This window comes from Streptomyces sp. NPDC059816 (assembly GCF_042732055.1).
Classification (GTDB): Bacteria; Actinomycetota; Actinomycetes; order Streptomycetales; family Streptomycetaceae; genus Streptomyces.
The window spans coordinates 20,000-32,518 of the sequence record NZ_JBHWIQ010000005.1 but is presented as its reverse complement, the minus strand read 5'-3'; the positions used below and the strand labels follow the sequence as shown (position 1 = coordinate 32,518).

12 protein-coding genes are annotated in these 12,519 nt (G+C 69.1%); all 12 read right to left on the bottom strand.

Features of this window, described 5'->3' with window-relative positions:
- Positions 1–35: 35 nt before the first annotated feature.
- The 12 genes from ACFV88_RS08600 to ACFV88_RS08545 all read right to left on the bottom strand — a co-directional run bounded on the left by ACFV88_RS08600 (position 36) and on the right by ACFV88_RS08545 (position 12,351).
- Positions 36–260 carry a DUF397 domain-containing protein gene (locus ACFV88_RS08600; protein ID WP_385487498.1) on the bottom strand — a complete coding sequence of 75 codons (225 nt, stop codon included), beginning with the start codon at positions 258–260 and terminating at the stop codon, positions 36–38.
- Positions 257–571: a hypothetical protein gene (locus ACFV88_RS08595; RefSeq protein ID WP_385487496.1), complete on the bottom strand. Its 315-nt coding sequence runs from the start codon at positions 569–571 to the stop codon at positions 257–259. Before ACFV88_RS08595 ends, ACFV88_RS08600 begins: the two co-directional genes overlap by 4 nt.
- Positions 572–637: 66 nt before the next feature.
- Positions 638–1,468 (bottom strand): helix-turn-helix domain-containing protein, encoded by an 831-nt coding sequence (locus tag ACFV88_RS08590; protein ID WP_385487494.1) that lies wholly within the window; start codon positions 1,466–1,468, stop codon positions 638–640.
- Entirely contained in the window at positions 1,465–1,986 is a 522-nt protein-coding gene (locus ACFV88_RS08585) for a DUF6879 family protein (protein ID WP_385487492.1), read from the bottom strand. The genes ACFV88_RS08590 and ACFV88_RS08585 overlap by 4 nt, the downstream gene beginning before the upstream one ends.
- The gene (locus ACFV88_RS08580; protein ID WP_385487490.1) at positions 1,976–2,176 is read right to left on the bottom strand and encodes a hypothetical protein; all 201 of its coding nucleotides are present in this window, start codon (positions 2,174–2,176) and stop codon (positions 1,976–1,978) included. Before ACFV88_RS08580 ends, ACFV88_RS08585 begins: the two co-directional genes overlap by 11 nt.
- Positions 2,177–2,393: 217 nt before the next feature.
- On the bottom strand, positions 2,394–4,322 hold the full coding sequence (locus ACFV88_RS08575; protein ID WP_385487488.1) for a TIGR03960 family B12-binding radical SAM protein: 1,929 nt from the start codon (positions 4,320–4,322) through the stop codon (positions 2,394–2,396).
- A 62-nt stretch (positions 4,323–4,384) separates the two neighbouring features.
- Positions 4,385–5,971, bottom strand: a complete 1,587-nt coding sequence (locus ACFV88_RS08570) for a CHAD domain-containing protein (RefSeq protein WP_385487486.1) — start codon at positions 5,969–5,971, stop codon at positions 4,385–4,387.
- A 143-nt stretch (positions 5,972–6,114) separates the two neighbouring features.
- Complete coding sequence (gene rodA / locus ACFV88_RS08565; RefSeq protein ID WP_385487484.1) at positions 6,115–7,314, bottom strand: rod shape-determining protein RodA; 1,200 nt, start codon at positions 7,312–7,314, stop codon at positions 6,115–6,117.
- Complete coding sequence (gene mrdA / locus ACFV88_RS08560; protein WP_385487483.1) at positions 7,314–9,491, bottom strand: penicillin-binding protein 2; 2,178 nt, start codon at positions 9,489–9,491, stop codon at positions 7,314–7,316. The genes rodA and mrdA overlap by 1 nt, the downstream gene beginning before the upstream one ends.
- Positions 9,488–10,162: a rod shape-determining protein MreD gene (mreD, locus tag ACFV88_RS08555; protein WP_385487482.1), complete on the bottom strand. Its 675-nt coding sequence runs from the start codon at positions 10,160–10,162 to the stop codon at positions 9,488–9,490. The genes mrdA and mreD overlap by 4 nt, the downstream gene beginning before the upstream one ends.
- 10 nt (positions 10,163–10,172) lie before the next feature.
- The gene (gene mreC / locus ACFV88_RS08550; RefSeq protein WP_385487480.1) at positions 10,173–11,120 is read right to left on the bottom strand and encodes a rod shape-determining protein MreC; all 948 of its coding nucleotides are present in this window, start codon (positions 11,118–11,120) and stop codon (positions 10,173–10,175) included.
- A gap of 211 nt (positions 11,121–11,331) precedes the next feature.
- On the bottom strand, positions 11,332–12,351 hold the full coding sequence (locus ACFV88_RS08545) for a rod shape-determining protein (protein WP_385487478.1): 1,020 nt from the start codon (positions 12,349–12,351) through the stop codon (positions 11,332–11,334).
- Between the last annotated feature and the right edge of the window lie 168 nt (positions 12,352–12,519).

Here is a 12,519-nt window from a genome sequence, read left to right as displayed (position 1 = left end):
TCAGGGCGAGGCCGTCGGTTCGGACGTGCCGTGGATCAGGCGGAGAGGTCGAAACGGGCGGGATCGATGCCCGCTGCTTCCAACTCCGCCGTGGTGAAGCGCAGCGGCTCGGCATCCGGACGCTTGCTGTCGCCCACGGCCCACGCGTCCGGGCCGATCTTCGCGAGGGTCACGCACGCCTCGCCGTCCGGATGCGTGCTGCCGCCGCACGCCTTCGAGAACTCGGCCCCCTCGATGGGGAGCACGTACAGGTCGGTCATTCTCGTGCCCTTCCTGGTTCACCGACGGCCCGGTGAGGACCGTCCCCCGCCCCGTCCCGGGCGGAAGTCTCCGTGCCCCCCATGGCCTGGGCCATCTGCTCCACCACGTCGGCCGGGAGCATCCCGAGATGTACGTAAGGACGGCCGGCGTACGTGACCGTGGGACGCATGCCGCTCCGCGCGGACTCGGGCAGGCCGAGCGCGGACAGGGCCGCCCGCATCTCCTCGGTGGCGTCCGTGGCCCGCGTGCGTGCGTCCTTCCACGTCTGCACGTCCATCACGTGCTCGTACTCATCGGTCCTGGTCGCCATCGCGTACCCCTTCACCACTTTCCGCGTGTGCCGGAAGGCAATGGTGTTCGAGCACGGGGCCGCTTTCTAGCCGGTTTCCTGTTCGCGCAAGAACTCATCCCGAATGCACGCCACCATGGCGCGCATTCGGTCACCAGACAGAGCCACAGAAGCGAAGCGCTCGAATTTCTTCACATACAGACAAACATCGCTTGGTTCGGTAACGACAACTTCCGCATGCACCGTTTCGATAGTCACCGTCCTGTCATCTCGAATCACGAACGCATGATTAGCAATGTCCACCTGAGGCGCCATCAAAGGGACCACACGAATGTCAATGTTGGGCAGTCGTGAAAGGGAGATGAGGCGGTCTAGCTGCTCCGCCATCCTAGCCACTGACACAATCCTCCACCGGAGCACAGTCTCAGTGACGACGAAATTCAGTTCTTTCGTCGATTCGTAGAGCACCTGCTGACGATCGATCCTCGCGCTGATGGTACGAGCGAGTACCTCCTCCCCAAGATCATGCCGAGAGAGGATCGCCCGGATGTATTCGGGGGTTTGCAGCAATCCAGGGACCAGCGCCGATTGGAAGAGGCGCAGCACAGTCATCTGTGCCTCTAGCGATCGCGTCTGCTCCTGGGCCTTGTGCACTCCCATGCGCCGGATCAGGCGCCATGCAGTGGTCTCCGTAGCCGCTGCCCTGGCAACCTCCAGGTACTCGGCCTTGACCTCGTTCGAGACGCCGAGGGACGTGAGGATGCGCTCGACGTCCGCGGGAGACGGAGCGATCTTTCCCGTTTCAATCTTGCTGAGCTTACTCGTGGACATCACAGCACTGCGGGCGACGACCTTGGCCTCCGTGCCGGATGCCTGCCGTAACGCCCGCAGCGCTGCCCCTAGCTGCCCTCTGTTCACGTACTGGCGTGCTTCTCCCACCACTCGGAGAACGGCTCCGCATGGGCTAGTGCCGTATTCCGGATGGCGACAAACTCTTGTGCCCGGCTGTCGGGAACAGTCTCTCGTCCGGTGACCGCCCCGGCGCCGTCATAGTGCATGACGACGGCCGTTGCCTCATCAAAGAGCCAGAAATCCTCTACGCCCTCCAGAGGATTACGCTTGTCCGTCGTATCGAGGATGAAGAACTCCTCACCACCGGTTACGTTCTTCTGGTACCCCCAGCCCAGCTCATACCGTAGATACGGTGTGAGAGGCCGCGACAGGATGTGCACGCGATAAATACGCTTACCGCCGTTCGTATGGGCCCGCACCTCCGATACCCAGGATTCGTTGTAGCCGTCCGGCTGCGGCTCGCCCGAGAGGAACGCTTGATAGGCATCCACACTGCCCGACCGACTGTAGTCGTCCAAGGTTTCCAGCCGGAACGCCTCTCGCTCGAATGTGTCGAACAGTTCGCCGAGATTCTTAAGCGTCACTGCGGAGGCCCTTCTGAATCAGGTCGAGCAGGAGCTGCATCGGGATCTCTACAACGGTCTCGTGCTCGGGAATCTCCAGCCCGTGATCAGTGGGCGTCTCCCCCTGCACCAGCAGGGTGTCCCTGTCGGTGACGTAGATCGTCGGGCAGTCCCTGATTTCGCACGTGCTTACAAGCTTGGTCGTCTTCACGCGGATTCCTCCCTGGCCTGCCGTCATCTGCTGTTCGATGCTCCCGAACCCGCCGGGCGGGACGCAAGGGGTTCAAGTTTCCGGAACGGGAAACGGTGGCGACATCCCCCCTACGGGTGAGGCGCCCGGACCGCGATGGTCCGAACGCCTCTCATCAGCCGTGCCCGGGTCCGGGTGACTCAGCCGTCCACCAGACGGAACCGCCGCTGAATCACGCCTACTTGTTGACCACCGACAGCGGCAGCAGCTTCTTGCCGGTCGGGCCGATCTGGATGCTGGTGTCCATCTGCGGACACACCCCGCAGTCGAAGCAGGGGGTCCAGCGGCAGTCCTCGACCTCGGTCTCGTCGAGGGAGTCCTGCCAGTCCTCCCAGAGCCAGTCCTTGTCGAGGCCCGAGTCGAGGTGGTCCCAGGGCAGGACCTCCTCGTAGGTGCGCTCCCGGGTGGTGTACCAGTCGACGTCGATGTCGAAGGCGGGCAGTTCCTTCTCGGCGCAGGCCATCCAGCGGTCGTACGAGAAGTGCTCGCGCCAGCCGTCGAACCGGCCGCCGTCCTCGTAGACGGCGCGGATCACCGTGCCGAGGCGGCGGTCGCCGCGCGACAGCAGGCCCTCGACGATGCCGGGCTTGCCGTCGTGGTAGCGGAAGCCGATGGAGCGGCCGTACTTCTTGTCGCCGCGGATCTTGTCCCGGAGCTTCTGGAGCCGGGCGTCCGTCTCCTCGGCCGAGAGCTGCGGGGCCCACTGGAACGGGGTGTGCGGCTTGGGCACGAAGCCGCCGATGGACACCGTGCAGCGGATGTCGTTGGCGCCGGAGACCTCGCGGCCCTTCTGGATCACGTTCATCGCCATGTCGGCGATCTGGAGGACGTCCTCGTCGGTCTCGGTGGGCAGACCGCACATGAAGTACAGCTTCACCTGGCGCCAGCCGTTGCCGTAGGCGGTGGCGACCGTGCGGATCAGGTCCTCCTCCGAGACCATCTTGTTGATGACCTTGCGCATCCGCTCGGAGCCGCCCTCGGGGGCGAAGGTGAGACCGGAGCGGCGTCCGTTGCGGGTCAGCTCGTTCGCCAGGTCCACGTTGAAGGCGTCCACCCGGGTGGACGGGAGGGACAGGCCGATCTTGTCCTCCGTGTACCGGTCGGCGAGGCCCTTGGCGATGTCCCCGATCTCGGAGTGGTCGGCGCTGGACAGCGACAGCAGGCCGACCTCCTCGAAGCCGGTCGCCTTGAGCCCCTTCTCGACCATCTCGCCGATGCCGGTGATGCTGCGCTCGCGGACCGGGCGGGTGATCATGCCGGCCTGGCAGAAGCGGCAGCCGCGGGTGCAGCCGCGGAAGATCTCCACGGACATCCGCTCGTGGACGGTCTCGGCGAGCGGTACGAGGGGCTGCTTGGGGTAGGGCCACTCGTCCAGGTCCATGACGGTGTGCTTGGACACCCGCCACGGCACTCCGGAGCGGTTGGGCACGACCCGGCCGATGCGCCCGTCCGGCAGGTACTCGACGTCGTAGAAGCGGGGCACGTACACGCCGCCGGTGCGGGCGAGCCGGAACAGCAGCTCGTCGCGACCGCCGGGCCGGCCCTCGGCCTTCCAGGCACGGACGATGTCGGTGATCTGGAGCACGGCCTGCTCGCCGTCACCGATCACCGCGCAGTCGATGAAGTCGGCGATCGGCTCGGGGTTGAACGCCGCGTGGCCGCCCGCGACGACGACCGGGTCGTCGAGTCCGCGGTCCTTGGCCTCCAGCGGGATGCCCGCGAGGTCCAGGGCGGTCAGCATGTTGGTGTAGCCCAGCTCGGTCGAGAAGCTCAGCCCGAACACGTCGAACGCCTTCACCGGGCGGTGCGCGTCCACCGTGAACTGCGGGACGTCGTGCTCCCGCATCAGCTCCTCCAGGTCGGGCCAGACGCTGTAGGTGCGCTCGGCGAGGACGCCCTCGCGCTCGTTCAACACCTCGTAGAGGATCATGACGCCCTGGTTGGGCAGACCGACCTCGTAGGCGTCCGGGTACATGAGGGCCCAGCGGACATCGCAGGCGTCCCACGGCTTGACGGTGGAGTTGAGTTCCCCTCCGACGTACTGGATGGGCTTCTGGACGTGCGGGAGAAGCGCTTCCAGGCGGGGGAAGACCGACTCGACAGGCATCGTGGCGTCTCTCGTGAGCTGGCGGGGGACGCCCCGCGGGAAGAGCGGGGTGACCCTCAAGCCTAGCGCGTCCCGCGAAGCCCCCGGGTGGCTCGTTCGGCGGCCTCCCACGCCGCGGGCAGCTCGGCCTCGTAGCCGTCGGCCCGCCGTTCCTCGTGGCCGTGGATCAATCCGTAGGTGAACGCGTTCTCGCGGGCCGCGTGGGCCTGGGTCGCGAGGTCCCGCAGGGTGGTGCGGGTCATCACGCTGTCCTGGTGCTCGCCCAGCAGGTCCTGGAGGGCCTTGCTGCCGCGGATGGCCTGTTTGGCGGGCTTGCCCAGGGTGTCCAGAGCGGCCTCGGCGGCGTAGCGGAGCCGTTTGGCCTTCTTGCGGGCCTCGTGCATCGCGAGGTCGCGTGCGGGGCCGCTGGGGCGTTCGAGGGCCTCTTCGACCAGGGCGGCGAGCTTCCCGAAGTCCTTGCGGGCGGCCCGGTGGAGCACGGTGGTGGCGTCCCGGGCGGCGGCGGGGAGCAGGGGCGGGTCGGCGAGCAGCGCGTCCAGGGCGTCGAGGAGGGCGAGGTAGCGCTTGCCGTTGAGGACGGTGATCAGTCGGCGTCGGGAGCCGCCGCGCCGGGCGTGCGCCCAGGTGCGCAGTCGGGTGCGGACGGGGCCGATCACGAGGTTGCGGGGCAGTTCGGCGAAGTGGCCGGTGAGCCGTTCGGTGAGGACTTCGGCGTCCCGGTCGATGCCGAGTTCGCCGGCGAGCCACTTGAGTTCCGCGCCGACGGGGTCGGTGACGGCCCGGTCGAGGACCTTGGAGTAGGAGCGGAAGGCGCTGCGGGCGCGGCGGGTGGCGACGCGCAGGCGGTGGACGGAGTCGTACTCGTTGCGGCGGACGGCGGGGTCGAGGGCGACGATGGCGTCCCGCTGGGCGGCGAGGTAGGCGAGGACGGGGGCCGCGGCGGTGCCCTCGTGCGGGGGGCGGGGGGCGGTGGCCGGGGTGTGCCGGTCCGGGACGGCCGGGGTGTGCCGGTCGGACGCCACCGGGGTGTGCCGGTCCGCAGTGGTCTCGGCGAGGGCGCGGGACAGTTTGGAGGCGGAGGCGGAGCGGCGCAGTCCGCCCTTGCGGAGCTTCTTCTCGACCTTGTCGAGGAAGGCGGGCCGTTGGTCCCGGCCGAGTTCGACCTCGACCTCGGTCCAGGTGGTGGTGGCGTCGCCGCCGGTGAGGCGCTGCGCGCGGACCACGTCCACGCTGAGTTCGGCCAGCAGGGTGCCGTCGGCGTCGACGAGGTGGTGGACGTCGCGCGTGGAGCGCAGTCGGATCACCGGGACGAGGGGGGCGCTGCGCACCCGGGAGCGGACGAGTCCGGTGAGGGTGCGGGGCGGGGTGGCCGACAGGGGGGCGCGGATCTCGTCGCGCACGTCCCGGGCGACGGGGAGTTTCAGGTGCCAGCCGGCGTCGGCGCCGCCGGTGCGGCGGCGCAGGGTGATCGACGCGGCGGCGAGGCGGTGGTCGACGGTGTCGTAGTAGACGGCGTCCAGCTCGGTGACGCCCTGGTGGACGACGGCCGAGACCCCGCCGACGGCGGTCAGGTCCGGTAGCGCCCGGTCGCTCTGGTTCGGGTCGGTGGCTTCGTACTTACGCTCGATCTCGCGCTGTATATCCGCCATGCACCGAATCTAGACGGATTTCGCCCCGTCCGGCAGACCTCGGGGGCCCCGAGCGGCCGGAAACGGGCCGGAACGGCTGGAAAGGGCGCGGGGCGGGCTCCGTCGGGGTCGGTGCTCGGGTGGTGGCGCCGACCCCGGTGCGGTCAGGCGGACAGGGGTCGCTGGACCCGGATCGACTGGAGGAGTCCCACGGCGACCCACACGGCGAACATCGAGGACCCTCCGTAGGAGACGAAGGGCAGGGGGAGGCCGGCGACGGGCATGATGCCGAGGGTCATGCCGATGTTCTCGAAGGACTGGAAGGCGAACCAGGCGATGATCCCGGCGGCGACGATGGTGCCGTACAGCTCGGTCGTCTCGCGGGCGATGCGGCAGGCGCGCCAGAGCAGCACGCCGAGCAGGACGAGGATCAGTCCGGCGCCGACGAAGCCGAGTTCCTCGCCGGCGACGGTGAAGACGAAGTCGGTCTGCTGTTCGGGGACGAACTGGCCGGTGGTCTGGGAGCCCTTGAACAGGCCCATGCCGGTGAGGCCGCCGGAGCCGATGGCGATGCGGGCCTGGTTGGTGTTGTAGCCGACGCCGGCGGGGTCGAGTTCCGGGTTGGCGAAGGCCGCGAAGCGGTTGATCTGGTACTCGTCGAGGACGTTCAGCTGCCAGACGGCGACGGCTCCGAGGGCGCCGGCACCGAGGATGCCGAAGACCCAGCGGTTGGAGGCGCCGGAGGCGAGCAGGACGCCTAGCACGATCATCGCCATCACCATGACCGACCCCAGGTCGGGCATGAGCATCACGACGGCGATGGGGATGACGGCGAGGCCGAGCGCCTGGACGACGGTGCGGTGGCCGGGGTGGAGCCGGTCGCCGGCGTCGACCCGGGCGGCGAGCAGCATCGCCATGCCCAGGATGATCGTGATCTTCACGAACTCGGAGGGCTGGAGCGAGAAGCCGCCGCCGATGACGATCCAGGCGTGGGCGCCGTTGATGGTGGCGCCGAGCGGGGTGAGGACCAGCAGGACGAGGAAGACCGAGATGCCGTAGAGGATCGGTACGGCGGTGCGCAGGGTGCGGTGGCCGAGCCAGACCGTGGCGATCATCAAGCTGATGCCGATGCCGGTGTTGAGCAGGTGGCGGAAGAGGAAGTAGTAGGGGTCGCCCTGGTTGAGCTCGGTGCGGTTGCGGGTCGAGGAGTAGACGAGGACGGCGCCGATGAGGGAGAGGGCGACGGCGGACAGCAGTATCGGCCAGTCGAGGCGGCGCAGCAGGCTGTCCCGGGCGGTGACCCGGGTGAGCCAGGACCGCTCGGGGCCGTACCCGGAGACGGAGAAGCCGTTGGAGCCGCTCATCAGTCACGCCTCCCGGTGCCCGGCGCGGGGGGTCCGGCCAGTGCCTGCGAGGTGGGGGACGGCTCGGGCTGCGGCTTGTAGGGCTTGATCCTGGGGGCGTCGATGGAGCCGTCCCGCTGGATCTTCGGGAGGGTCTTCTGCGGTTGGGGCAGGAGGGCCTTCTTGCGGTCGATCTTGCCGTCGGGGCTGACGCCGTAGAGGGCGTTGTACACGTTGCGCACGGCGGGCGCGGAGGCGCCGGAGCCGGTGCCGCCCTGGGCGATGGTCATGACGATGGTGTAGTCGTCGGTGTAGGTGGCGAACCAGGAGGTCGTCTGCTTGCCGTGGACCTCGGCGGTGCCGGTCTTGGCGTGCATCGGGATCTTGTCCTGGGGCCAGCCGGTGAAGCGCCAGGCGGCGGTGCCGCGGGTGGCGACGCCTTCGAGGGCTTCGTCTATCTTGCCGAGGGTCTTGCGGGACAGGGGGAGCTTGCCGTGCGCCTTGGGCTTGATCTCCGTGGCCTTCTTGCCGTCGGGGCTGATGATCGCCTTGCCGACGCTGGGGTCGTACATGGTGCCGCCGTTGGCGAGGGCGCCGTAGATGGTGGCCATCTGTATCGGCGTGACGAGGGTGTCGCCCTGGCCGATGCTGTAGTTGACGGAGTCACCGGCGCGCATGAGGTTGCCTTCGAGGCAGTTCTCGTAGGAGAGCTGCTCCACGAAGTCGCCGCCCTTCTTGCCGGCCTTGCACCAGGCGTCCTTGTTGGCCTTCCAGAAGTCGCGCTTCCACTGGCGGTCGGGGATGCGGCCGGTGACCTCGTTGGGGAGGTCGATGCCGGTCTCCTTGCCGAGGCCGAACTGGTGGGCGGTCTTGTAGAACCAGTCGTTGGCCTTCTTCTTCGGCTTGGTGCCGCCGTCCCGCTTCCACTCCTCGTGGGCGAGGCGGTAGAAGACGGTGTCGCAGGAGACCTCCAGGGCCTGGCCGAGGTCGATCGATCCGTACCCCTTGGACTCGAAGTTGTTGAAGACCTGGCCGCCGATGGCGTACGAGCTGGAGCACTCGTAGCGGTCGTTGAAGCCGTAGCCGGCGTTGACGGCGGCGGCGACGGGGACCACCTTGAAGATGGAGCCGGGGGCGGCCTGGCCCTGGATGGCGCGGTTGAGCAGGGGGTAGTTGGAGGACTTGCCGGTGAGCCGGGCGTAGTCCTTGCCGGAGATGCCGCCGACCCAGGCGTTGGGGTCGTAGGTGGGGTTGGAGGCCATGGCGACGACGCGTCCGGTCTTGGACTCCATGACGACGATGGCCCCGGAGTCGGCCTTGTAGTTCATCCGGGTGTTGTCGTCGTAGACCTTGCGGGCTTCCTTGAGCGCCTTGTTCAGCTCGTACTCGGCGACGCCCTGGACCCGGGCGTCGATGCTGGTGACGACGTTCGCGCCGGGTTCGGCCTCGTCGCTCTTGGCGAGGCCCATCACGCGGCCGAGGTTGTCGACCTCGTAGCGGGTGACGCCGGCCTTGCCCCGCAACTCCTTGTCGTACTGCCGTTCGAGACCGCTGCGGCCGACCTGATCGGAGCGCAGGTACGGCGAGTCGCTGTCCTTGGCCTTCTCGATCTCGCCGTCGGTGACCGGCGAGAGGTAACCGAGGACCTGGGCGGTGTTGGCGTTGCCGGGCGAGGCGTAGCGGCGCACGGCGGTGGGCTCGGCGGTGATGCCGGGGAAGTCCTCGGCGCGCTCGCGGATCTGGAGGGCCTGCTTCGGGGTGGCCTCGTCCGTGATGGGGATCGGCTGGTAGGGGGAACCGTTCCAGCAGGGCTGGGGCGTCTCGGAGTCGCAGAGGCGGACCTTGTCGGTGACCTCCTTCGCGGGGACGCCGAGGACCCCGGCGAGCTTGGTGAGCACGCCCTTGCCGTCGTCCTTCATCTTCATCAGGTCGGTGCGGGAGGCCGAGACCACGAGCCGGGTCTCGTTGTCGGCGATCGGTACGCCGCGGGCGTCCAGGATCGAGCCGCGCACCGCGGGCTGGACGACGCGCTGGACGCCGTTGCCGGACGCCTCCTTGGCGTACTCCTCGCCGTTGCGGACCTGGAGGTACCAGAGCCGCCCGCCGAGGGTGAGCAGCAGGGAGACGACCAGCACCTGGATGACGACGAGCCGGATCTGGACCCGGGGCGTGCGGCCGGTCTCCGGAATGTTGGTCACAGTCGCTTGGCCCCCTTGACCTTGATGCGTCCCGCGCGCGCCACCCGGGCCCGCGCCGCCTTGGCGCGCAGCCCGCCGCGCTGGCTGCCGATCCTCAGGCCGGTGCCGGAGGCCAGCCAGCCGGCCGAGACGTCGCTCTTGGCGGCGGCGTTGGTCTCGGCGAGCGGATCGTTGTCGGCGCGTCTGGCGAGCGCCATGATGAACGGCACGGTGAACGGCGCGAGCAGCAGGTCGTAGAGCGCCGCGGTGAACAGCAGGCTGCCCAGGCCCACGTGACGGGCGGCGGTGTCGCCGACGAGGGCGCCGACACCGGCGTAGAGCAGGGTGGAACCGACGGCGGAGCCCACGACGACCAGCATCGGGCCGGCGGCGGACTGGAGGCGCCCGTTCTCCGGCTTGGCGAGCCCCGCGAGGTAGCCGATGACGCACAGCACCAGTGCGTACCGGCCCACGGCGTGGTCGGCGGGCGGCGCGAGGTCGGCGAGGAGTCCGGCGCCGAAGCCGACCAGGGCGCCGCCGACGTGCCCGTAGACCAGGGCGAGGCCGAGGACGGTGAGCAGCAGCAGGTCGGGCACGGCGCCGGGCAGTTGCAGTCGGGCGAGGACGCTCACCTGGATGACCAGGGCGGCCACCACGAGGGGGGCCGAAAGCAGCATCCGGTTGAAGCGCATGGTCGGGCTCCTACGGCACTGGGGTCTGTCCGGCCTGGCCGGGTACCTGCGCGGACGGGGTGACGGTGACGGTCACGGTCGGCGTGGGGGTGGGCTTCGGGGCGGGCGGCAGGACGGTGTCGCGCGGGTCCTTGCGGGGGGCCTCGACGACGACGCCGACGATGTCGAGCTTGGTGAACCCGACGTAGGGCTTCACGTAGACGGTGCGGGTGAGGTCGCCGCCGGACGGGTCGACGCGGACGACCTGGCCGACGGGGACGCCGGGGACGAAGGGCTTGTCGGCGGCGGAGCCGAAGGTGACGAGCCGGTCGCCCTTCCTGACCTTGGACTTGCCGTTGAGGAGGTCGACCCGGAGCGGGCCGTCACCGCCGCCGGAGGTGAAGCCGAGTTCGTCGGTCTTCTCCATCCGGGTGCCGACGGTGAAGTCGGGGTCGTTGGCGAGCAGGACCGTGGCGGTGCCGGGGGCGACGGTGGTGACCCGGCCGACGAGTCCGTCCCCGTTGAGGACGGTCATGTCGCGCTCGATGCCGTCACGGGCGCCCGCGTCGATGGTGACGGTCCAGGAGAAGCCCTGGGCGGCTCCTATCCCGATGACCTCGGCGGCCTTGACGCCGTACTGCCCGGCTCCGGCCTTCTTGAGCAGGGAGTCGAGTTGGCGGACCCGGCTGCGGTTGCGGTCGTCGCTGCCGAGACGGGTCTTCAGGGCGGCGTTCTCGCGCTCCAGGGTGGTGATGCGGCTGTGGCGTTCGCCGGAGTCGCGGACCGCGGCGATCGCGTTGCCGATGGGGTCGACCGCGGAGGACACCCCGTTCTCGACGGGTCCGAGGACCGTTGCGGCGGCCCGGCGGGCGCCGTCCACCGGTGAGTCCTCGCCGCCCCTGATGTCCACGGTGATCAGCGCGAACGCGATGGCGATCAGCAGCACCAGGAGCAGCCGGCTCTCTCGTGTGTCCCTCACGTGCGGCGGCCGTGCCTTCCTCGTCGGAATGTGTGCTCTTGTCTCTGTATCCGTGACGGTCCCTCGACCGGCGACCGTCCCGCCGCAAGCCCCGTTCCGGACGGCCGGTGAGGGGCGGGTGACGGTCCGTCCGGCCGGTCCCGCACGGTGGTGCGACGCGCCCGGCGCCCTCCTGCCGCCCGGCGTGCGCCGGGCGGCAGGAGGGTCGGGGTCATCTGCGGGGCTGGGCGTCCAGCACCTGCTGGAGCGCCTCGAACTCCTCGACGCACTTGCCGGATCCGAGCGCGACGGAGTCCAGCGGGTCCTCGGCGATGTGGATCGGCATGCCGGTCTCACGGCGCAGCCGCTCGTCGAGGCCGCGCAGCAGGGCGCCGCCACCGGTGAGGACGATGCCGCGGTCCATGACGTCGCCGGAGAGTTCCGGCGGGCACTTGTCGAGGGTGGTCTTCACCGCGTCCACGATCGCGTTCACGGGTTCCTCGATGGCCTTGCGGACCTCGGCGGCCGAGATGACCACGGTCTTCGGCAGTCCGGAGACCAGGTCGCGACCGCGGATCTCGGTGTGCTCGTCCTGGTCGAGGTCGTACGCGGAACCGATCGTGATCTTGATCTGTTCGGCGGTGCGCTCGCCCAGCAGGAGGCTGTACTCCTTCTTGATGTGCTGGATGATCGCGTTGTCCAGCTCGTCGCCGGCGACCCGGATCGACTGGGCCGTGACGATGCCGCCGAGGGAGATCACGGCGACCTCCGTGGTGCCGCCGCCGATGTCCACGACCATGTTGCCGGTGGCCTCGTGGACGGGGAGGCCGGAGCCGATGGCCGCGGCCATGGGCTCCTCGATGATGTGCACCTGGCGGGCGCCCGCCTGGGACGACGCCTCGATGACCGCACGGCGTTCGACCCCGGTGATGCCCGAGGGCACGCAGACCACGACGCGGGGGCGCGCGAGGTACCGCCGCTTGTGGATCTTGAGGATGAAGTAGCGGAGCATCCGTTCGGTGATCTCGAAGTCGGCGATCACGCCGTCCTTCAGGGGGCGCACGGCCACGATGTTGCCCGGAGTGCGCCCGATCATCTTCTTCGCTTCGGCACCGACCGCGAGGATGCCACCGGTGTTGGTGTTGATCGCGACGACGGACGGCTCGTTGAGAACGATCCCCCGGCCCCTGACGTACACCAGCGTGTTGGCGGTCCCGAGGTCGACAGCCATGTCACGGCCGATGAACGACATGTTGTTCCCCAAGAGGATGCGTCTGGCCTTCCCGGACGAGCGGATGAGTGCTCTTCAGGTCGGCATGTGGGTGCTGTGTGGCGTGAAGGCTTCCATCGTAGTCTCGCCTGCACGGACACGGCGCGAGGGTCTTCGCCATTGTCAGCAGATGAAGTGCTGCCCCGCTAT

Bases quoted from the DNA above. Each gene is read 5' to 3' on its own strand.
- ACFV88_RS08600 (WP_385487498.1), bottom strand. From the start codon at position 260: ATGACCGACCTGTACGTGCTCCCCATCGAGGGGGCCGAGTTCTCGAAG.
- ACFV88_RS08575 (WP_385487488.1), bottom strand. From the start codon at position 4,322: ATGCCTGTCGAGTCGGTCTTCCCCCGCCTGGAAGCGCTTCTCCCGCAC.
- ACFV88_RS08570 (WP_385487486.1), bottom strand. From the start codon at position 5,971: ATGGCGGATATACAGCGCGAGATCGAGCGTAAGTACGAAGCCACCGAC.
- rodA (WP_385487484.1), bottom strand. From the start codon at position 7,314: ATGAGCGGCTCCAACGGCTTCTCCGTCTCCGGGTACGGCCCCGAGCGG.
- mreD (WP_385487482.1), bottom strand. From the start codon at position 10,162: ATGCGCTTCAACCGGATGCTGCTTTCGGCCCCCCTCGTGGTGGCCGCC.
- ACFV88_RS08595 (WP_385487496.1), bottom strand. From the start codon at position 571: ATGGCGACCAGGACCGATGAGTACGAGCACGTGATGGACGTGCAGACG.
- ACFV88_RS08545 (WP_385487478.1), bottom strand. From the start codon at position 12,351: ATGTCGTTCATCGGCCGTGACATGGCTGTCGACCTCGGGACCGCCAAC.